This window comes from Photobacterium angustum (genome assembly GCF_002954615.1).
Lineage (GTDB): Bacteria > Pseudomonadota > Gammaproteobacteria > Enterobacterales > Vibrionaceae > Photobacterium > Photobacterium angustum_A.
The window spans coordinates 1,131,800-1,153,029 of sequence record NZ_MSCJ01000001.1 but is presented as its reverse complement, the minus strand read 5'-3'; the positions used below and the strand labels follow the sequence as shown (position 1 = coordinate 1,153,029).

At 39.4% G+C, this 21,230-nt stretch carries 17 protein-coding genes and 1 pseudogene; 8 read left to right on the top strand and 10 right to left on the bottom strand.

Going from position 1 to position 21,230, the window contains the following annotated elements; genetic code table 11:
• Window positions 1-31 precede the first annotated feature (31 nt).
• The 5 genes from BTO08_RS04980 to BTO08_RS04960 form a co-directional block, all read right to left on the bottom strand.
• On the bottom strand, window positions 32-382 hold the full coding sequence (locus BTO08_RS04980) for a hypothetical protein (RefSeq protein ID WP_105060136.1): 351 nt from the start codon (window positions 380-382) through the stop codon (window positions 32-34).
• A 21-nt stretch (window positions 383-403) separates the two neighbouring features.
• Complete coding sequence (locus BTO08_RS04975; RefSeq protein ID WP_105060135.1) at window positions 404-814, bottom strand: GFA family protein; 411 nt, start codon at window positions 812-814, stop codon at window positions 404-406.
• A 117-nt stretch (window positions 815-931) separates the two neighbouring features.
• Window positions 932-2,023: a lipocalin-like domain-containing protein gene (locus tag BTO08_RS04970; RefSeq protein ID WP_105060134.1), complete on the bottom strand. Its 1,092-nt coding sequence runs from the start codon at window positions 2,021-2,023 to the stop codon at window positions 932-934.
• Window positions 2,023-4,482: an ABC transporter permease gene (locus BTO08_RS04965; RefSeq protein WP_105060133.1), complete on the bottom strand. Its 2,460-nt coding sequence runs from the start codon at window positions 4,480-4,482 to the stop codon at window positions 2,023-2,025. The genes BTO08_RS04970 and BTO08_RS04965 overlap by 1 nt, the downstream gene beginning before the upstream one ends.
• Window positions 4,463-5,134, bottom strand: coding sequence for an ABC transporter ATP-binding protein (locus BTO08_RS04960; protein ID WP_105060132.1), 672 nt, complete (start codon window positions 5,132-5,134; stop codon window positions 4,463-4,465). Before BTO08_RS04960 ends, BTO08_RS04965 begins: the two co-directional genes overlap by 20 nt.
• A gap of 401 nt (window positions 5,135-5,535) precedes the next feature.
• Between BTO08_RS04960 and BTO08_RS04955 the strand changes: the two genes are divergently transcribed.
• Window positions 5,536-6,669 (top strand): cupin domain-containing protein, encoded by a 1,134-nt coding sequence (locus BTO08_RS04955; RefSeq protein WP_105060131.1) that lies wholly within the window; start codon window positions 5,536-5,538, stop codon window positions 6,667-6,669.
• Between the two features lie 71 nt (window positions 6,670-6,740).
• On the opposite strand, the gene BTO08_RS04950 is transcribed toward BTO08_RS04955, so the two are convergent.
• The gene (locus BTO08_RS04950) at window positions 6,741-8,108 is read right to left on the bottom strand and encodes an MATE family efflux transporter (RefSeq protein ID WP_105060130.1); all 1,368 of its coding nucleotides are present in this window, start codon (window positions 8,106-8,108) and stop codon (window positions 6,741-6,743) included.
• A 281-nt stretch (window positions 8,109-8,389) separates the two neighbouring features.
• Here BTO08_RS04950 and BTO08_RS04945 point away from each other — a divergent pair, with 281 nt between their 5' ends.
• Window positions 8,390-9,850: an SDR family oxidoreductase gene (locus BTO08_RS04945; RefSeq protein ID WP_105060129.1), complete on the top strand. Its 1,461-nt coding sequence runs from the start codon at window positions 8,390-8,392 to the stop codon at window positions 9,848-9,850.
• Between the two features lie 136 nt (window positions 9,851-9,986).
• Here BTO08_RS04945 and BTO08_RS04940 read toward each other — a convergent pair whose 3' ends face one another.
• The 4 genes and pseudogenes from BTO08_RS04940 to BTO08_RS04925 all read right to left on the bottom strand — a co-directional run bounded on the left by BTO08_RS04940 (window position 9,987) and on the right by BTO08_RS04925 (window position 14,417).
• Complete coding sequence (locus tag BTO08_RS04940) at window positions 9,987-11,558, bottom strand: BCCT family transporter (RefSeq protein WP_105060128.1); 1,572 nt, start codon at window positions 11,556-11,558, stop codon at window positions 9,987-9,989.
• 545 nt (window positions 11,559-12,103) lie between these two features.
• Window positions 12,104-12,366, bottom strand: a pseudogene (locus BTO08_RS22515) (class II glutamine amidotransferase); the annotation flags it as partial.
• 11 nt (window positions 12,367-12,377) lie between these two features.
• Window positions 12,378-13,178: an AraC family transcriptional regulator gene (locus BTO08_RS04930; protein WP_105060127.1), complete on the bottom strand. Its 801-nt coding sequence runs from the start codon at window positions 13,176-13,178 to the stop codon at window positions 12,378-12,380.
• A gap of 450 nt (window positions 13,179-13,628) precedes the next feature.
• Window positions 13,629-14,417, bottom strand: coding sequence for an AraC family transcriptional regulator (locus BTO08_RS04925; RefSeq protein WP_105060126.1), 789 nt, complete (start codon window positions 14,415-14,417; stop codon window positions 13,629-13,631).
• A gap of 94 nt (window positions 14,418-14,511) precedes the next feature.
• Between BTO08_RS04925 and BTO08_RS04920 the strand changes: the two genes are divergently transcribed.
• The 6 genes from BTO08_RS04920 to BTO08_RS04890 all read left to right on the top strand — a co-directional run bounded on the left by BTO08_RS04920 (window position 14,512) and on the right by BTO08_RS04890 (window position 21,049).
• The gene (locus BTO08_RS04920) at window positions 14,512-15,867 is read left to right on the top strand and encodes a CynX/NimT family MFS transporter (protein ID WP_105060125.1); all 1,356 of its coding nucleotides are present in this window, start codon (window positions 14,512-14,514) and stop codon (window positions 15,865-15,867) included.
• A gap of 174 nt (window positions 15,868-16,041) precedes the next feature.
• Window positions 16,042-16,311, top strand: a complete 270-nt coding sequence (locus BTO08_RS04915; RefSeq protein ID WP_105060124.1) for a hypothetical protein — start codon at window positions 16,042-16,044, stop codon at window positions 16,309-16,311.
• 229 nt (window positions 16,312-16,540) lie between these two features.
• On the top strand, window positions 16,541-17,041 hold the full coding sequence (locus BTO08_RS04910) for a hypothetical protein (RefSeq protein ID WP_105060123.1): 501 nt from the start codon (window positions 16,541-16,543) through the stop codon (window positions 17,039-17,041).
• A 131-nt stretch (window positions 17,042-17,172) separates the two neighbouring features.
• Complete coding sequence (locus BTO08_RS04905) at window positions 17,173-17,748, top strand: hypothetical protein (RefSeq protein ID WP_005368102.1); 576 nt, start codon at window positions 17,173-17,175, stop codon at window positions 17,746-17,748.
• 650 nt (window positions 17,749-18,398) lie between these two features.
• Window positions 18,399-19,778, top strand: a complete 1,380-nt coding sequence (gene mdtD, locus BTO08_RS04895; RefSeq protein WP_105060121.1) for a multidrug transporter subunit MdtD — start codon at window positions 18,399-18,401, stop codon at window positions 19,776-19,778.
• A gap of 443 nt (window positions 19,779-20,221) precedes the next feature.
• Window positions 20,222-21,049 (top strand): hypothetical protein, encoded by an 828-nt coding sequence (locus BTO08_RS04890; RefSeq protein ID WP_105060120.1) that lies wholly within the window; start codon window positions 20,222-20,224, stop codon window positions 21,047-21,049.
• Window positions 21,050-21,230: the final 181 nt, after the last annotated feature.

Sequence of the window (21,230 nt, the reverse complement as noted above, 5' to 3'; positions counted from 1 at the left end):
GCTCATGCCAGATAAGATTTAAATTGAGAGACTAAAGCACCATAACATGATCGCAAAGAATACGATCTTCTTGGCAAACTAATACCATTTCAGCCATAAACTCACCTTCTGCTTTGCTGAAAAATTGCTTCCACACAATAACAACAGAGTCAGGTCTTTTAAACACTGCAACAGGAAAGCGTTCAGTAAAAAAGCCTTTTTCCGATTGGTATTGTTCGCACACTTGTTTAAGGTAATCTTTCGTCACAATAGCCTTTAATCGCGGAGTAAAATCGCGAACGTGTGCTGAATGATCTTGCCTTGTTGACGCATCCATTAAGTTATCCATTATAGGTGTTGCTAACAGCAAGATTTCATCATCATCAATAAAAGTAAAATTCATTCACACCTCTTTTAAATGGGCTTAATGTGCTTGCTTTGGATAACACGGTACATTTTCAGGTAATTGATACCAGCTCACTTTTTCACTTACCCAAACATGCATTTGTGGCTGGAACATAACATCGTCAACGCAAGCAACAGGCTTAAGTTTAAGCTTAACTGTAGAGCGATCATCAGGGTTAAAATGATAAATACGATTACCACATTCAGGGCAAAATACCGCCGTATTGGTGTTGCCACTATCGGCTTTACGACTCCACATTTTTAATTCACCACTAAATGTAATATCTTCTGCAGCAATCACCGCTGTAATACTAAATGGGCTAGTTGATAGTTTTTGGCACTCTTTGCAATGACAAGCAAAGACTTTTAATGGCTTATTTTTTAATACATAAGAAACCTGACCACACTGGCATTGCGCTTTTATTTCCACAAATAATCTCTCACTTTCAAGTAAAATATCACAATAACAGTGCCTTGAATTTAAACTTAGATCTTGTTCACAAATATCAGATAAGAAAAAAGCCGAACGAGTCGGCTTTTATCAGTATTATTCGTATCCAGTAAGCTCCATAAAGCCTTTTCCTTTATGACTACCACTGACCCGAATAGGTCCTTCCCAATAAGGGAAAATAAAAGGTAACCACTGTTCTCGACGAACAACTGTTGTTTTAATCTTTATGGATTGTGATGGTATCTCGATTTCCCATATTAACGGGAACTGCTTTCCTTTAACGGAAAAATATTTAATCGGTTTCATGCGGATCTGGTGGTTATCAAGCTTAACCACTTTACCATTTTTCCATGAACGAGAACCAAAAAAGTAAGGCTTTTCACCGTGTTCACGTAGTTGAGAAACCATCAATGCACTGCCATCATCAAGGTGAATAGAGAACCAATCCCATCCCTGCTGCTGCAAGCTAAGCATACTGCTACTCCATTCACGATCAAACCAACCTTGGCCTTTTACGCGATAGGTTTCGCCATCAAGCTCTAGCATCCCTTTTACATTCAAAAAGGGCGCGCTGTAATAATAAGAGGCAATATCTAGCAGTGGGTGTTTACGGCTATAACCATTATCACCCTGTAAAACTATCGATCCCGCTTGTGTGATATCTAAAATTGCTTTCATATTATCATCAGCAAATTCAAGCCTACCGGGAAACGGTGAATTATCTTTTGAGCGCCATGTCCAGTTATCTAACCATGCTCGAAATGGGTTTAATACCACCCCTGCTTGCCCTATTCCACCGCGGGCAAAACGCTCTGCTCGCCATGTTTTCTTATCAGTTGTGATCACCGCATGCGCCATATACATTTGTGGCGTTTTCCAACCTTTGGTTTCTTCATCCCCCGTCGCCATTCGGAATAATGTCCATTGCAACGCTATTTGCTTGCCACTTTCAGATTCAAGGTTAGTGGTGAAATACCACCATTCAGCACGATACTCAGGATGTGAACCATAATCTTTAGGAAATTGCAGCTTGTTACCTTTCACTACAGGCTCAAACACATAGTCGGTTGATTGAGTCAGTGATTCCACAGATTTGCTCGGTGCTTTTTGGTTATCGCAAGCATTTAAAAGCAACGCTAACGTTAGGGTAACTACAACGCGACAGAGCCATATTAGTGACATCTTCATTAGAATGACTCCCTTAAAGACAAGATTGCAGAGCGACGAACCAAACGCCAAACAGGCCAGGCTCCAGCCACCAACAAGGCTAATAACGCTGTACCCAATGTCGTCAAATAATCCACAGGGAAATATTGCACTGGCATTGTCCAACCAAAGGAGTATTTAAGCACCACATCAATTAACAGTTGGGCAAGAAACAAACCTAGCGGTAGTGCTATTAACGAGGTAATCACACCAATAAACAGCAACTGTCCACCACCAAGTAATGCCAGCTCTCGACCTGTCATACCCATGCAACGTAACAACGCAAACTGACGTTGACGTGATACTTCCCCTGCTATCGTGGCAAAAAACAAACCACATATCGCAATGAACAAGGTTAAATGTCCAAGCGTTGAGGTCACAACAAAAGTACGATCAAAAACCCCCATCGCCTCTTTCATCAAGGCTGCATTATTACGAATACGTTCAGGTTGTAAACGGAAACGAGCACCAAGATCTGCAAGTAATTTATCTGGATTTACGTTCTTATTAAGGTGAATAGCTAATCCTACTTGCCCAGAATGCGGCCAGAAACGCTGCCACTTAGACTGTGAAATCAAAACCTGACCATAAGGGTTACCATAGTCATAGTAAATACCGACAATTTTCCAGCCTTTATTCATCGGTGCGGGTAAATTAATGGTATCTCCCACATCCCAATGATTTTTCAGTGCTATAGACTCACTCACCATTACCGAGCGGCTTGTGTGCAGCGTTTTCCAATAGCCATAAGCTGTTTGTTTAACGACTAACGCTTTTTTCTCGCCAGAAGTATCACCAATACTCATGACTTGAATAGTACCAGCGTCAGACGGCGTTTCTTTTTGCCAGCTCCACCAAACTTGCGCAACTTCTGGTTGATCTTGTAACCACTTAGAAATACGTGGTGCCATGTTCATGGATGGACGTATATAAATATCAGCAGCTAACCGTTGCTCTAACCAGCTTTCAGTGGTGTTTCTAAAGCTACCCACCATGGTTTCCATACCAATATTTGATGCTAAAGCCAGCATAAATGCCATCGCAGCAACACCTCGATAGCTCAAGCTTGCCGCGGCATCATTAAAAAACCAACGTAATTGTGCTGAACGACAAAGCTTGCCGAGCCATAAAAATAATTTCCACATCAGGTATGGCATGAATAAGCCTGAAGCGATCAAGATAAACGCAATCAGCGCAAAGCCAGCAAGTTGTCCGTGAGGCAATTGATAGATGCCAAACGCAATCAACATGAAAATACCTGAAAACAATGCTTGCCAAGCAAATTCCCGACCACTAAAGCGAATTAAAGACAAATGTGCTGCGAGTCGTGATGGTTGCGATCTAACTAAACGAATCAAAGGCCAAGTACAGGCAAACGCACAGCCAAAGAATGCAATAGCCAAACTTGCCAGCCCCCACATCCAATGCCACTGAATTTGTAAACTAACGTTAGCGCTATAAAGATCATTGAGAGAGGCAGCGACACTAGGCAGTAATTGCTGAGCTAATAACAAACCCAATAAATTACCGCCTATAAGCCCTAAAACGATCCAAGCTATTAATTCAAAAACTAACGCTTTCGCGATTTGCCTACTAGTAACGCCCAATTGACGCAACACACCAACCAATGGCTGACGTTGGGCAAAAGATAACGACATCGCTTGATAGAAAATAAACAACCCGACCACAAACGACAACATACCCATTGCAAACAAGTTTAAGTGAAATGCATTGGTTAATGGCTCTAATTTCGCACTTTGTTTACGCTCTAAGGTTAATCCTGGAGGAAGAATATGAGTTAACTTACTTAATTGTTTTCGGCTCATTTCTCCACAAACAACAGCGGTAAAACCAGAACTTGGGTTCAATTCTCGCAGCAGTGCAATATCGGCAATCATACGAGGTTGATTCATTCTCTCGTCTTGAATAATCTCGATTGGGCCAATTTTCTTGCCAGAATCTAACGTAATCATACTGCCATCAGACAAACCAATATAATTTGCGAGCTGCTGACCAATCATGATCGGATAAGGTGGACGCATTAATTCCAGTAGTTTTAGTCTACTTTCATCTAATCCATTCGAGCCTGACACAGACATCATTGTAACGGGATCAATACCTAGCAATTGAAAGTCACGTTGCTGATCTGTCACGATGCGATATTCTTCCATCGGCGAGCAGGTTTTCAATCCAGCTCGGCGCATTTGAATATAAAAACCCTGTGGGACTTTCATCCCCATTTGTACGTGGCGAATGCGATAAGGAAAAGGATTAGAAAAAAGTTGTTCACCTTCGCGGTAACTTTCTTTTGCTTGCTGGTTTACAGCCATGACGCCAACAAGTAAGGCAATACCCAACGTTAGGCCCAACCATACGAGAATAATTTGAAACGGGTGACGTCGATAATGCCCCCATAACGCATTAACTACGGGGCGTAACATGAAGCTGCCCTCCCTGCAGACGAACATGACCCTGCATATGTGATGCGACTTTCTTACTGTGTGTTACTACCAGCAATGTACAGTGTAGTTTTTTAGTGAGTGATAGAAGTAATCGAATAACGGCTTCTGCGTTGCGTTCGTCAAGGCTACCTGTTGGCTCATCGGCTAACAGGATCTTAGGTTCCATGTAAATTGCACGTGCAATCGCTACACGTTGCTGCTGTCCTCCTGATATTTCTTCAGGATAACGCTCTAACAACGGCATAAGGTCTAATGCAGAGATCAACTGGCGCCATAATTTATCATCTGACGCTAATCCCTTAAGCTGACGGCAAAATTTAATATTATCAGCAACGGTTAATGTCGGTAATAAATTATATTGCTGAAAAACCAAACCAATATTATCGCGCCTAAAGGCTGTTCGTTCTCGCTCTGAAATAGAATGTATGGGTGTATTGCCCAGCCAAATCTCCCCTTCATCAGGAGTATCTAGCCCTGCAATTAGGTTTAACAACGTACTTTTACCTGAACCACTTTCACCCATTAACGCAACTTGATCACCGGGTTCAAGATCTAAATTCGTTCCTTGAAGCACAAAATGAAATTCGGAGCCGTCACGGTATCCTTTGCAGAGTCCTGCGAGTCGTAACATTTATATCACCAACACTTGAGATCACATCAACTACTTAAAATTTGAGCAATTGATTAAAATAACTAAATAAATACGTCACGCATTTACGCGGCAAATTTACAGCAAATAGCACTGTCATTAAAGTCATTTCAATTGTCAAAGTCGCGATAAATAGTATCACTTAACTTAAGTCACTTATTATTAACAATCTTAGCTTTTATAAAAAATTATAACTTACACTGTGAATTTGTAACCATGCCTAACATCAATATATTTGCTGTTATTTCATCTGTTTTCATGAATATAAAGACGTTAATTCCAGATTGTATTTACATATTTATGACACTTAGCAACATAAATATCCGTCGATGTTTTTTAATTACGTTATACTCATCGCCTATTTCATAATCAGTAGCTTGCGAATGTATCAATTAACGTTCTCCCTAGAAGAATTTCTCACCCAATATTGGCAAAAAAAGCCAACCATTATTAAAGGTGGCTTTAAGCACTTTGTCGATCCTATCAGCCCTGACGAATTAGCAGGGCTCGCGATGGAAGAAGAAGTTGATTCTCGCTACATTGCAAAAAAAGATGACCAATGGGAAGTCCAGCATGGGCCATTAACCTTCGATAATACGCCAGAAGATAATTGGTCGTTCATCGTACAAGCCGCTAATCATTGGCATGAAGGTGCTGCACAAATAGTCGCTCCTTTTCGTCAACTTCCAGGCTGGTTGTTTGACGACTTAATGATCAGTTACTCAACTCCTGGTGGCGGTGTAGGTCCTCATATTGACCAATATGATGTATTTATTGTTCAAGGCTCAGGTAAGCGTCATTGGCGTGTAGGTGAGAAACGCGATGATTATGAGGAAGAGTTCCGTCATTCGGCATTACGCCAGATAAAAGGTTTTGAACCGATCATTGATGAAGTGTTAGAAACCGGAGATATTTTATATATTCCACCCGGTTTCCCACATGATGGTTATTCTGTGGAAACATCCATGAGCTTTTCTATCGGTTTCCGTTCACCGAAAAAACAAGAGTTATTAAGTACCTTTGCTGATTTTGTGATCTCAAATGATATTGGTGATGTCCACTACCACAATCCATCACTCTCTACCCGTAGTTGTAATGGTGCTATTTCAGAGCAAGACTACCATGAGCTTGAAGCCATGATGCGCAGTTTGCTTGACCACCCGCATTTGTTAAAACAATGGATGGGCGAACATTTAAGCCAAAATCGTCACGAGTTAGATATTGTTCCGTCTGATCCCGAGTGGAGTAATGAAGAAACATATCAATGCTTAATGAATGGCGATAGCTTTAATCGCATTAGCGGCTTACGTGCGTTTTATCATGATGCTCAACCTGAGATCATCTTCATCAATGGTGAACAATACGTATTACCCGATGAATGTGCAGACACTGCAAAACAGTTTTGTAATGAGCAAGTCGTTACCGCTGAATCACTAGGTAATGCCATTCATCACCCAGCCGTATTAACGCTACTTACTCAGCTTATAAATCTTGGATATTGGTACTTAGCAGAATAAATAAAGTCATGTTATCAGACTAAAAATGGCCTAAATATGTCGGAGTAAACCTCTCCTATTAGGCCATATTTTTAAGCGACTAAATTATTCATCCAACGTCGTGAATGTACACGAAACGATGATGCAAACCATTTGATCAGCTCTTCTAAACCCAATAAAGCATAAACCCACTCTATCGGCCAATGTAAAACAAATGCACAGAATGCGGTTACAGGAATACCGATCATCCATTGCGCAATAATATCTTGATAGAAGCAAAACTTAATATCCCCACCAGCCCGTAATACACCAACAATCATCACCATTGGAATACTTTTCAACACCAGAATAATGGCAAAAATATCAAAGAAATGATCAGTTAAAGCGCGTACATCCTCTGTTAGCCCTGAAAATAAGTTTAATAACGGTTGTTTAATTAAAAACATCACACATACCGTTAATAAAGCAAAGCTTAAATTAAGTAACGAAAATGCCCATGCCTTTAAATAGGCTTCATCATTTTTATTGGCACCAAGTAAATTACCAATAAATACAGCTGATGCATTTGAAATACCGATCAACATTGCAAGTGATAACGACTCAATCGGTGTGATCACCGACATTGCAGCAAGCCCATTAATACCTAATTGACCAATAATCGCATGATATACAAAAATTCCCCCCGCCCATGCAAGGTGATTAAATGTAATCGGTAATGATAGTTTAAGAAAACGCTGAATATCTTTCTTATTACAAACAGCTACAACTGTTTTAAAGTTAAACGCTAATAAATGTTTGCGTCCATATAAATAAGACGCAAGTAATACCAGTTCAATACCACCACTAAGCAACGTCGCCCATGCTGCACCTTTGATCCCCATCGCTGGCAAACCAAATTTACCAAAAATTAACACCCAATTAAGGAACATATTGGCACCAATACCAATCGCACTAAAAAAGGTACTGACACCGGGCTGGTGCATCGAACGTAAACCCACAGCGATACCAATACCAAATGCAGCACCGAGTAAGTTAAATGCCGTAATACGTAAATAATCAGAACCTAAAGCGATAACTTTAGGAGATTGTGTCGCAAGTCCCATGATCCATTCTGGCGCAAATAAAAACAGTGCCGCTGCGACTGAAGCAAAACAACCGCTGATCATCACGGTTAAGGCTGTTGCTTCTCGTACTCCTTGCTTATTATTCGCCCCCCAAAATTGAGCAGTTAACATCGCACCGCCTGTCGAGACGCCAAATAGCATAATAATGGCAACAAAAAAGGCTTTACCTGCAATACCAGCAGCTGCTACTTGGGCATTGCCTAACTGACCTAGCATCAAAATATCGACAAGACTTCGACTCGAAAACAACATTGACTGCAAGGCAATAGGTAAAGCAATCCAAAATAACGAACGAAGAAAACCTCGATCAAATTGTTGAAGAATAAGTGTTGGCATTGCAATTATCCCTAATAACAACAATCGATAATGTAAAGCCCACTATCGAATAACCATTGGTAAAAATTACTGATGATCTATCGTGATATAAGTAGAATAATTATCTAAAATAAAGCACACAGATAGAGAATCAATTTGACATGAAATGTTATGCTAATCGCGAAAATAACTTGATGCCATACCTATTATTCTGAACTTGGTTACAATTAACAAAAATATAATTTTTATATCTACGATAACTATTCTTAAGTAACACCATAAGGAAATGGAGCAATGAGGTAATGAAAAAAACAATTCTAGTGGTCGGTGCCTCAGGCTATGTTGGTAGCCATTTAGTGCCAGAATTGCTAAATCAAGGTCATCACGTTAAAGCAACTGGCCGCAACTTACAGCTGCTAAGAAAGCGGGGCTGGAATGATATTGATAATCTTGAATTAATTTACCTTGATCTCAATGATGGTAGCGACCTTACGGATCTCTTTCACGGTGTTGATATCGTTTTCTTCCTTGTGCATGGCATGAATCATGGTCATGATTTTATAGATTTTGAATTAGACTGTGCACGCCACTTTAGCCAATATCTAGAACACAGCCAGGTTGAGCAAGTTATCTATTTGGGCGCGCTACAATCTGAAGACGCAGCTTCAACTCACCTACTCGCTCGTAAAGAAACAGGTAACATTCTTCGTAATAGTGGTAAAACTATCGTCGAATTACGTGCTGGAATCATTATAGGCCCAGGCTCTGCCGCTTTTGAAGTGATGCGCGATTTTGTAAGTCATCTACCTGTGATGCTAACGCCACAATGGGTCAGTTCTCGCAATTCTCCTATTGCACTTAGAAACTTGTTATTTTATTTAACTGAACTAACTAAAAAACCCAATAATGAAAACCTCATTTTTGATGTTGCAGGCCCCGAGCAGCTGACTTACCGCGATCAAATGGTACGTTTAGGTACACTGCTTAATAAGAAAATTCGCGTGATACCGCTTAAATTCTTAAGTCCTGCTATGGCAGCTTATTGGCTGCGTTTTATTACCTCAGTACCGACCAATATTGCGAGAGCATTGATCAACGGCTTGCAATATGATTTACCAGCAGATGGTAGCAAGTTGCAGCAATACATCCCACAGGTCTTAATCAGTTACGATGATGCGGTATCAGAAGCATTAGAGATGAATGATGAGATCATTGATAGTGAAATTTGGGGATTTGACCCTGATGCATTATCGCGCTGGAAATCTAATTATGGCTATTACCCTAAACAAGCGGGCTACACGTTAAAAACCGATGCGAGTGCTGAAGATTTATGGCGACAAGTTCAGCTGGTTGGTGGAAAAGAAGGTTACTTTTTTGCCAACAGTCTATGGCGTGTTCGTGAATGGATGGATTCAATGATTGGTGGTAATGCTCTAGAACGTTATCGCCGTGATCCTCAACATTTACAACTGGGCGATCGCATTGACTCTTGGAAGGTGATCAGTCTTGAAGAAAACCATTTCTTATCACTCCTGTTTGGAATGAAAGCGCCAGGTTTGGGACGATTAGAATTTACCATTAATGATCATGGTGATCACCGCTCAGTGGATATTCGAGCATGGTGGCACCCGAAAGGTTTTAAAGGTCTTTTATACTGGTTCGCTATGATGCCTGCACACCTATTCATTTTTAGAGGCATGACATTACAGTTAGTCAAACGTTGTAAAGCGAAAGCGAAAGATGGGCAGATTGATACGGTATAACCTTCGCCTTGATTGTCATTTCTAACAAACCTTATAGTCCATAATAAAAAACGCCCGATAGTGCATGTTATTTCTAACAGCAATATCGGGCGTTTTTCATTTACGGTATGTCACCATCAATAGATGATATACCGTATTAAGCAGCCACTTGTTTTGTTGCACATGTCATTCTGTATGCAGCGATTGGGCCACTGATCAATGTGAACGCAATCAAGATAGAAACAGGAACAGCAGTGATCACAATGAAGGATTGCAGTGCATTTAAGCCACCATCACCTGCAAGCAATAATACCGCAGCAACCACACCCATAGTGATCGCCCAGAACAAACGATGCTTACTATCAGGTTCGTTATCACCAGATACCACCATCGCAATCGAATATGCCATTGAATCACCCGTGGTAACAACAAATGTTGTCGTCAACACAAGAAACGCAGGTAATAAAATACCGCTAAATGGTAAGTTAGACAGTGATGCTAATAATACCGCCGGTAAACCACCGTCATTCAGTGGACCAGAAATTACACCCGGTGTTTGTAGTTCAAGGAAAATACCAGTACCACCTAATACAGCGAACCAGAAATTCGTCACGATAGGCGCACCAATCGCAACCGCAAGAACTAAACCACGAATGCTACGTCCTTCTGAAATACGTGCAATAAAGATTGCCATCATAGGTGCAAAACCGATAAACCAACCCCAGAAGAACCATGTCCACCATACATTCCAAGAAGGCTTATCATTCGCTAAGCTAAGCTCGCCAAAATGATGAATGTAATCACCAAACGCGCTACCAAACTCAGTTAAAATAAATTTCGTTGGACCTAAGAATAACATTGCTAGTAATAGTCCAAACGCACCAATCACGTTTAGGCGTGATAGCCACTGTAGACCTTTATCCATTCCTGACGCAGCAGAAATAGAATAAATAGACACAACGACTGCAAGGATCATTAACTGAGATTGAACGTTATTTTCAAGCCCTGTTAGTAACTCTAAACTATAACCTAACTGCGATGCTAGGAAACCAATAGGGCCAATTGTACCAGCTGCAACGGCAATAATTGAGCAAGCGTCAATAACACTACCTAACCAGTGATCTTCTAGCTTCTTTCCAAAGATAGGAAAAAGCAAAGCACGAGGACGTAATTTAACGCCATGTTCATGGTGTGCATACATTAATACAATTGTTGCCAACGTGCCCAATACAGCCCACGCTAAAAAGCCCCAGTGTAAGAACGCTTGACCCAGTGCAGGGTCAACAGCTTGTTGTGTTGATCCAACAACACCTTCAAATGTCGGCGGTGGTGTAATGAAATGGTAAATTGGCTCAGCGGCAGACCAAAATACGCCACCACCAGCTAATAAAGTACACATGATCATGGCTAACCAACGGAAAGTACCGATTGTTGGTTTTTTAACTGTTCCCATCACCTTTTTACCCAAAGGGCTAAAAGCAATGGCTAAAGCAATAAGAAAGTTAACCAGCATTAAGATCTGCCAGCTATAACCAAAAGTATTAGCTGCAGATTCAAAGCTAGTTTGAATTAATGCTGTAAAACTGGACATATCAGCCAGTGCAGCAAAGATGAATAAGGAAATGAAACCAATAGTTAGAATTGGAACTAGTTTTGCTTCAAAACGAGAAGAATCTGAGTTCAAAGATGTGTTGTTACTATCAGCTATTTGACATGCATTACTTGGCATAAATATCTCACGTTGTTTGTGAGGGACGAGAGATTAGCAGCTAAAAAGCATAAAGACCAGTCAAAAACTCCTTTATTTTCAAATAAAAAACTATGCACCTCTATCATTACATAGCTTTTTAATTGGTAGATCATGACGTTACATATTTATGTTACAAGTTTTGATTAGCGATAAAAAATTGAATATTTATTATACAGCTCGTATTGATAGGATAATAATTAACAAACATTGAAAGTCTTTATTGCTCTAACTATTTTTTGTTTGATGTCATCAACTACGATAGATAACCATGCACAATAGCCACCTTTTTTACAACTATAAACATCGTTCGTAGTGATAGGCACAATAATGAGAAAAGCATCATTTTCATAGCTCGTCTCTTTGACTGAGTTTACTAGTAGGCACTGCGATATCACTTAATCGGGACGTAGAGATTAACTAATAAAAATGTTACATCATGAAGAAAGGTATAAATCCGAATATATAAGAGCAGATTAATCCACAATCAGATCATAAAAAGTCAGTGAGTTACTATAATCAATATGCAGAGTTTGATTAATAGCTGGGAGAGGATCGGTTTGTAATCCATTTTTGAACATCAATAAGAAGATAATTTCACTATCGGTAGTCCCTACCCGCTTATTGTAAAGTGATTCTGTTAATAATAGCTCTAAAGTAAATCTAACTTTATCAAAGCCCCCTGATTTGACCGATATGGAGAAACATCCATTGTTCATATATACAAGGATGGCAATTAGTCAGCCCCAGCAGAGAAACGCACATGTGCCATGAGATGATGAGAAAAAATATCTAAAAAACTTAATCATTAACCCTTTTTTTAATGTACTGCTTAGGTGGTCGCCCCAAGGTTCTCTTAAAGAAAGTAATAAATGCGCTTACCGATTCGTAGCCTAAATCCTCTGATATCCGCTGCACAGGCTCCCCCGATGACAGTTTTTGTAGTGCAATTACAATATGAAGCTGTCCACGCCAATTACCAAAAGTTAACCCTAATTCCTGCTTAACCAAACGCGCTAAGGTTCTTTCACTCATCGCATATTTATTTGCCCATTCGCCAACTGTACTACGCTCACTTGGGTTCGCAATTAAAGCTAAAGCGATCTTTTGTAAACGAGGTTCTTCTGGAATCGGAAAATCAAACTGTTCAGAAGACATTGTCGATAATTCATATATTAGAACGTCAACCAATCTCGCAGTATTCCCTTCGTCTTCATAAAACTGATCGAGCTCTGCTAACTTAACTATCAACTCACGTAATAAAGGAGACACTGATAAAGTACAAGCTTTTTCAGGTAGACCAATTACATCTGGCTCAATAAATAAATTACAAATATCGATATCATCTGAAATAGTAAGACTGTGAGGCACTTGGCTTGGGATCCAAACGGCGCAATTTGTAGGAACCATCCAAATCGCATTCGCAATTTTACATCGAACACAGCCACTTAAAGGTAATACCAATTGACCTTTCCGATGAGTGTGAAACGGGAGTTCTTCATCGACATCAGACCTTGAAAATCTCATTGCCACTGCTTTTTGAGAATACGAATCTGAATCAAACGAAGGGATAGTTTTATTTAAAGTCATATTTTTTGTCATAATTTAGTAAAATAATCGCTTTAAGGAATAACTTGTACCAAAAATATCTGAACAAAAGATGTATATCACATAAAAATAAAACGTCACACCGAATCAACTTGAATACGTAGACCTGAAATCAAAGTGTTCCTTGACGTCTCATTCATTAGCAGCATTAGTAGCCTTAGCTGCTATTGGATTGATGTTTGAACAGTAAGATGTAGGTAATGCAAAATACCGCATCCTTGATTCTATCACTATGGTGATATCTTTCACCGTTCAAGAGGATATGAAGCTTATAAGCTAACGGTTCACTCTCTATTAACTTATAGAAAAGTTGTCAATAGTGCCGCTGAGGCGGCGTGAAAAGCCAGCCAACGAGACATAAAACACCTATTTGCCATACAAATAAAGAAATAGACTATTTACCTTTAATCAAATCTAATCCCCTATAAACAGCTTTTAAAGAATTTAATCATTAATCCGTTTTTTAATGTATTGCTTAGGTGGTCGTCCGAGCGTTTTCTTAAAGAAAGTAATAAAGGCGCTTACTGATTCGTAACCTAAATCTTCAGATACTCGCTGTACAGGCTCCCCTGATGACAGTTTTTGCAAGGCAATTACAATATGAAGCTGTCCACGCCAATTCCCAAAGGTTAATCCTAATTCCTGCTTCACCAAACGCGCCAAGGTTCTTTCACTCATCGCATATTTACTTGCCCATTCACCAACAGTACTGCGATCACTCGGGTTATTAATGAGCTCTAAAGCAATACTGTGTAATCGACTCTCGGTTGGAATTGGAAAATCAAAATGTTCAGATGGCATGCTCGTTAATTCATCAATCAACACATCCGCTAACCTTGCGGTTTTACATTTGGGTGTATATGAAAGATCGGATTCCGTTAAACGAACAATAAGCTCACGTAAAAGTGGAGAAATAGATAATGTGCACGCTTTAGATGGCATTCCAACTACATCTGGATCAACGAATAGCATACAAGTATCGGCATCAGGAGAAACACTATTACTATGAGGTATTTGGCTTGGGATCCAAACTGCGCAATTCGCGGGAACCATCCAGATAGCGTCTGCAATTTTACAACGAACAAAACCACTTAAAGGAAGAACAAGTTGTCCTTTACGGTGTTGATGGACTGGGATTTCTTCATCCTTCTCTAACCCAGATAGGCGCAATGCAACGACCTTTTGTGGATAAAGATCGGAGTCAAACTCAGGGAAATGGATACTATACTTCATAATTTGTCCGAATTTAGATATCTACTGTCAATATAACTTAATACAGAAAAAATTAGGAGAGGTATTATGTCATTAAAGATTTAAGGAGAGACCTATGTCACATAAAAATAAAAAAACAGTCCCTAAAGTTGCACGACCAGCATTGGTTATCCTGGGTATTTTACTTATTGCAAGTAACCTACGTGCGCCACTTACAGGATTAGGACCTATTCTAGAGTTCATCTCACAAGATTTAGGTTTAAGTGCAACACAAGCCGGTATGTTAACTACTTTGCCTTTGTTGGCTTTTGCCCTATTTTCACCGGTATCATCTGGCCTTGCTCGTAAAATTGGCTTAGAGCCATCTCTTATGATCGCCCTTGTTCTTGTTGGCGGTGGTGTGCTTATCCGTTCCGGTGGATCAACCTTAATGCTATTTTTAGGTACATGCATTATCGGTATAGGAATCGCAATTGGTAACGTATTACTGCCAAGCTTACTAAAAAGAGACTTCCCAACAAAAGTTACTACTTTGACTGCTGTCTATGTATTAATCATGGGTATTGGCTCAACGTTAAGTTCAAGTACTGCTATTCCAATGATGAACCTAGCAGGTTCAATGGGAATTACTGCAATTCCGCATTGGGCATTTGCTTTAGCAACCGTACTGATCTTCCCTATTATTTCAATTATTGTATGGTTGCCACAATTATCAGGTCACACTCGCCCTTCAGCTGATACGGCTGATATTGATAGCCATAGCTACCTATGGCGTTCAGCGGCAGCATGGCAAGTTACCATCTTTTTAGGCTTAAACTCTTTTATCATGTACATCTTTATCAGTTGGTTACCAAGTATCCTAATTGATAACGGCTACACAGAGAACCAAGCGGGTTACTTACATGGTGTATTACAGCTTTCAACTGCCGTACCAGCACTAGTACTTATCCCACTAATGGCAAAAATGAAAGACAAACGTGCAATGAGCTTTGCGATGGCTGTCTTAGCCTTCATCGGTATTCTTGGCCTACTTATGATGCCAGAACACGCATTAATCTGGGTAATTTGCTTTGGCTTTAGCTGTGGTGGTGGTTTTATTCTTGGCCTGTCATTTGTTGGTATTCGTACTCATGATGCCCACCAAGCAGCCGCACTATCAGGCATGGCACAATGTATGGGTTACTTACTTGCAGCAACTGGCCCGATTATTTTTGGCTCGCTACATGAATCAACACATAGCTGGGAAGCGCCACTATATATGACACTTGCCGTCTGTGTTGTATGGGGATTCTTAGCACTGTTTGCAGGACGCTCACACGTTATCGTTCGCTCAGAAAGCGGTAAAGATATTGTTATTGATGCACCCGTTCATGAAAACATTCACGAAGAACTTAAACGCTTAAAAAATGAATTAGCGCTAGTGACTGAAGAACGTAACGAACTTAAAAAAGCATTTAACGCAAAATTATAAAGCTCTCTTAAATTGGCAAGGACGCCAATCTCTTATGACTTATATATCGGCAGGATGCCGATATTTTTTTATCTGCTTAACATACACTTATGCAATAACAGCTTGTAATAACAATGATTGCTGCTAATAACAGTTAGTTTTAACGTAAGTTTTATTTATTATGAGTTAAGTACCATGAAACTATCTTATCTTCTTACTTGTGCAGCTCTTTTTTCTCCCCTTGCACTTGCAGAATCAACGCAATCACAGCCACAACAAAACGTATTTTATATCCTTGCTGTCACCATCATCTTTTTGATCGCCCTAGCATGTTACCGTGTAACAAAAAACAAAGCGCGCAAGCATAAACCGGAGATACCTTCATTCATACACCATCTCATTGGTTTTGTGATCGGTTTTATTTGTTTCTATGCCTTGTTCTATTTTCTTGGGTTTTGTTTTTAATTCCATCCATCAATAGGCGAATAATAAGATGTCATATACCATTAAATTTGCGCACTATGGCTAGTATATTTACAAGAATTATCTCTGTTATTCATTCATCATCTAACCTAATAATAAAAAAGCAACGTGTAATTCATACAATCTGCTGACATAACGAGCTATGAGGTCTATATCCTCAAAGAGTTAGTTTTGCTAACGGCACAATACAGTGCGTCACAGAGGAGATAGTATGAAAGGAATAACCATCGCAAGTGTTTTACTTGCCACCGTATTACTCACTGGATGTAATCAGCAACACGATCACCAAATCCACGGTACATTAACTCACGTCGGCATTGCCACTGACTTCGACTTAAACAACACCCCAGCAGTCAGTATTATCTTGTCAAAAGATACCGAACATTACTTAACTATTTCACTAAATCAACACAGCCTTCAAACCTTACTTGCAGGTCAAAATACCCAAAACTTCAATCAAAAAAATAAAAATATTGATGCCAACTTAACTTGGGATGGGCATTATATTATCGATAAAGCGCGAGCATCAGGTATCGTGTTAGATCTAGCACATGTGAATAACACAACACATAATGCAAAAATTCACTACACCGCCACACTTGTTAGCGCCAAGAAAGAAAGCAATAAAACCATAGAGCTTAGTGACTCATTCACTTTACCTGCTGATGATTGGAAGGTAATCCAAGAACTTAGCCCTAAGAAAACCAATTAACTAGATAAAACGACAGATTTAGTCGTTAATTATTTGAGGATTTTAACAAGGTAATGGGATATTAATGGACATCGTCGCGTGAACACGTATGATCAGCGCCAATCTATTGAATCCCATATTGGAATAGCATTTTGATTAGAGAAAATGTATTTACCTCATACGAAAATTGGACAAAGCCTTTCGTATCAGAAGTCGCTGAAATCATTAACCTACTGAAAGATCATGGCTATGATGCGAAGAAGTTAGCGTTAGTCACGGGTTTGCAAGAGAAGAATGTAAGTAGCTGGACAGCGAAATACAAAAAAGAACCTTTCAATGTGTCGACTATTCCATACCCATGTTGGTGTTTCTTAGCGGCATTAATTGGCAAACAAAGCATTGCAACTAATGGCAAAGTGATCCCAGTTGAGGATATTCGTCGCGTATTACGCTTATTCAAGCCATCAGCATTTGGTGCTCGTAATACTTTTGTATGCCCAACCAACGAACAATTTGCCAAACTAATTGATAGTGGTTTATTTGAAGAAATGACAGCACAGAATATCTGTGAGCTATTTAGTTGGAACCCTAGTCAGTTTGTTGAAAGCATTCAATCAGGCAAACTCCCTTTCCTCAATTGGTGTTTAATCATCATGATGTTAGGAATTAACATTCAAAAAATGGTGCTTAAAGACTTAGAAGCACCATTAGAATATGTGCCAGAATAAACCTCGTTAGCCTTCAAATTCTTACAAACGACTGTCTTAATACAGTCGTTTTTTTATTCTCAGAAACAGTCAACAGCTTAATAAGCTGCATATTATTGATATTGAAATGAATTTAGTACTATTCATTTTATCTCTTAAATATCTTACCCAACCCACCTAATATAATCGTGCTTACAACGACATTTATAGCAAAACCAATGCTTATTAATAAGATACTAAGTGGGTTACAGATATAACTATTGGTATAGGTACTACAAATTGCACCCACTTCTATAGTAAAGAAAGACCATGGCAATGCTAAATACAAAAATACGATATGGTTTTCATAAAAGAAATGATTAAGATCCGTACTTACGTACAGAGATAAAAACCAAATTATGCCGTAAATAATAGGCACCATAAATGCGATTAAAAAAATCCGTTTTTTATGCATTCACCGATTCTCCTTTTCACCTCTCTAACACCAGTTTAGCTCTATATTTCCTATCATGTTATGCCGTAACAAGCATGTTTTACACGATTCACTTCAGGTTAAGTTACAACTGATATAGTAATAATACATTACGTATAACCATCGTTATTTCCTCCCCACTGTTTTATGCTTCTTGCAACTCTGCGCGCGGAATATCGTTACCATTATTGAGGTGACTATGGCGAAACCAACAAAACAACTAACATGGCTACCATGGATTGCGGGTATTGCTTTTTTTATGCAGACTCTTGATGCCACAATAATAAATACAGCAATCCCCTCCTTGGCCAAAAGCTTACATGAATCGCCATTGACTATGCAGCTAACCATCATTAGCTATACTCTGACTGTTGCGATCTTAATTCCTATTAGTGGCTGGCTTGCTGACAAATTTGGCACCCGAGTTATTTTTGGCTGGGCTGTAGGCTTATTTACACTGGGGTCGTTGGCATGTGGATTATCTAACACACTGACGCAACTGGTACTGTCTCGCATTCTCCAGGGGGTTGGTGGCGCCATGATGGTACCTGTAGCACGCTTAGCATTATTGCGGAGCTATCCACGTAATGAATTTGTTCACGCGTTAAACCTAGCAACAATGCCGGGATTAATCGGTCCCGTTGTCGGCCCTGTACTTGGTGGCGTATTAGTCACTTATGCAAGTTGGCATTGGATATTCTTAATAAATATCCCTGTCGGTATTATTGGGCTATGGATGACCAAACGCTACATGCCTAACTTTACTTCAACTGCGAGTAAGTTTGATGGTTGGGGATTTATTCTATTTAGCTCAAGTTTAATTACTCTTTTAAGCGGCATTGAACTTTTAACTAAATCAGAGACGGCTTTAATTCCAGTTATAACCTTATTAATTGGTTTTACTCTTCTCGTTACTTATATTTATTACGCATCAAAAAAACAAAACGTGCTTATTCCTTTATCACTTTTTAAGACTAGGACTTTTTCTGTTGGTATCGGTGGAAATATATTTTCTCGTTTAGGTACAGGGGCTATTCCTTTTCTTATACCACTTATGTTGCAAGTTGGGATGGGAGCATCAGCCTTATACGCGGGATTAATGATGGTACCCTTAGCCTTTGGCGCATTATTAGGTAAATCATATGTCGAAAGAACCCTTAAACGTCTAGGCTATCGCAAAACATTATTTTGGGTCACTATTGTTATTGGTATTATTACAGCGGCATTTGCCCTTATATCAGGCCAGTTATCTCTATGGTTAGCCCTACCATTACTGTTTGCGTTAGGTATTGTTCGCGCAACACAATTTACCGCAATGAACACCATAACATTAGCTGATTTAGATGATAAACATGCAAGTGCAGGCAACAGTATGCTAGCGGTAACCCAACTGCTTTCAATTAGTTTTGGTCTTGCTATCTGCGCGTGTGTTTTACACTTTTTCTCAACCTATTACACTGGCAATGATATGTCTCATTTTCACCAGACATTCATTGCTATGGGGCTACTAACCGTTATCTCTGCTTTGTCATTTTTATCATTGCACCGCTCTGATGGTAATAACTTAATACACAGATAACATTCATGTTAGAGATGAAATAAGTGAGCATCTGTACTAAACATACTGATGCTCACATCGATATATGAGTAATAAAATCAAAGAAATATCTTCTGCCATTATTAGAGGCTAATACACCTTTGGTGATATCTCCTTCATGGGAGGAAATTGCGATAACCAATAAAGAAAGGTGTTTAAGTCATTACTTTTATACATAAGTGGACAACGACAATCATAATCAACGAGCTAGCCAAAATGGCTAACTCGTAGTTGGACATTTTCGAGTTACGTATTTTATGGTTACTAGAAAATAACGGAAAAGTTTTAGTATGAAAAAGTAACGCTCTATTCTGGTGTTAGCAGCGTAATACCGATGCCATCGTTGCATCAAAATAGATTGCGTGTCTTTCTGAACTGAATTGTGTGGTATTCTTCAGCTTTTTACTAGTAATCAGGAGTATGCATTGAGTATTGGCACACAGCTCGCAGAAGAAAGTACAATGGACGTGGTGGTGAATTCACCAAATCTAATATTTTTAATAATTTTTCTAATTATTTCCACGGCAATTTGTACTTATTTTGCTTTTAAGTGTAAATGGGAAGATGTGGAATTAAAAATAATTGACATAGTTTGGTTGATTTTCGCTGCAGTTGCTCTCATTTCACAGGTATCTGCTCTGCGACTTCTTAACAGCGAACTTGATTTGAAACTAGCAGAATCCAATGAAAAAAATGCTGTTATGTCATATAAGCGCGCCGTTGATTCAACTAAAAAGCTTTCATGTCATAGTGTTGATGAAGAGGATAAATCACTTTGTACACGTATAGCTTCGCTCGCGCCGATTGCATCCCAGTCAAATTTCCCTGATGATATCAAATTAGTAAAAGTTGATATTGTTCTCAAAGAAAAACCTCTGGCAATTAAAGACTCAAACTTAAGAGCCAAAGTGGAAGAGATTAAATCAGCGCGAAAACGACTAAACGAGCGCCAAAACGAATTATACCAATGGCGAAAAGCACGGCAACTGACCACTACTGAATATGTATACGCAAATATTGCACCATGGTTATTCACTTTGGCTCTTTCTTTGCGCCTAGCAAAAGCTTTTAGAGAGTTAGCTCTAGCAAAGTGCAAGCGTAGTAGTAAACAAAAGGCAGACCTTAGTAAAAAGGGAGATGGTGATATACAAACTCCCACTCAAGCCACTTTATCAAGTGACAATAGTTGCAATGAAGAGGTTCAAGCAGGAAAGAATACAAGCCCCTTCAATATAAAGAACCCAAATAATTAACGAACGCCTGCGGAGTTACTTCCGTAGGCGATATCACTGTACTCCCCCTCATTAACTCACAGATCTGTTCGAGTAAGGTTAGTTATTAGTTATATTAATATATGGGAACCTCAGACCAACTATAGCTGTGCTGACGTATTATGGGACACAGGCTTTTCAGAGGAAAAGCCTGTAGCAGATC

Excerpts from the sequence above, each read along its gene's own strand:
- BTO08_RS04940 (WP_105060128.1), bottom strand. The coding sequence starts at position 11,558 with ATGCCAAGTAATGCATGTCAAATAGCTGATAGTAACAACACATCTTTG.
- BTO08_RS04925 (WP_105060126.1), bottom strand. The coding sequence starts at position 14,417 with ATGAAGTATAGTATCCATTTCCCTGAGTTTGACTCCGATCTTTATCCA.
- BTO08_RS04980 (WP_105060136.1), bottom strand. The coding sequence starts at position 382 with ATGAATTTTACTTTTATTGATGATGATGAAATCTTGCTGTTAGCAACA.
- BTO08_RS04910 (WP_105060123.1), top strand. The coding sequence starts at position 16,541 with ATGAAAGGAATAACCATCGCAAGTGTTTTACTTGCCACCGTATTACTC.
- BTO08_RS04945 (WP_105060129.1), top strand. The coding sequence starts at position 8,390 with ATGAAAAAAACAATTCTAGTGGTCGGTGCCTCAGGCTATGTTGGTAGC.
- BTO08_RS04960 (WP_105060132.1), bottom strand. The coding sequence starts at position 5,134 with ATGTTACGACTCGCAGGACTCTGCAAAGGATACCGTGACGGCTCCGAA.
- BTO08_RS04920 (WP_105060125.1), top strand. The coding sequence starts at position 14,512 with ATGTCACATAAAAATAAAAAAACAGTCCCTAAAGTTGCACGACCAGCA.
- BTO08_RS04965 (WP_105060133.1), bottom strand. The coding sequence starts at position 4,482 with ATGTTACGCCCCGTAGTTAATGCGTTATGGGGGCATTATCGACGTCAC.
- mdtD (WP_105060121.1), top strand. The coding sequence starts at position 18,399 with ATGGCGAAACCAACAAAACAACTAACATGGCTACCATGGATTGCGGGT.
- BTO08_RS04930 (WP_105060127.1), bottom strand. The coding sequence starts at position 13,178 with ATGACAAAAAATATGACTTTAAATAAAACTATCCCTTCGTTTGATTCA.
- BTO08_RS04970 (WP_105060134.1), bottom strand. The coding sequence starts at position 2,023 with ATGAAGATGTCACTAATATGGCTCTGTCGCGTTGTAGTTACCCTAACG.
- BTO08_RS04950 (WP_105060130.1), bottom strand. The coding sequence starts at position 8,108 with ATGCCAACACTTATTCTTCAACAATTTGATCGAGGTTTTCTTCGTTCG.
- BTO08_RS04955 (WP_105060131.1), top strand. The coding sequence starts at position 5,536 with ATGTATCAATTAACGTTCTCCCTAGAAGAATTTCTCACCCAATATTGG.
- BTO08_RS04915 (WP_105060124.1), top strand. The coding sequence starts at position 16,042 with ATGAAACTATCTTATCTTCTTACTTGTGCAGCTCTTTTTTCTCCCCTT.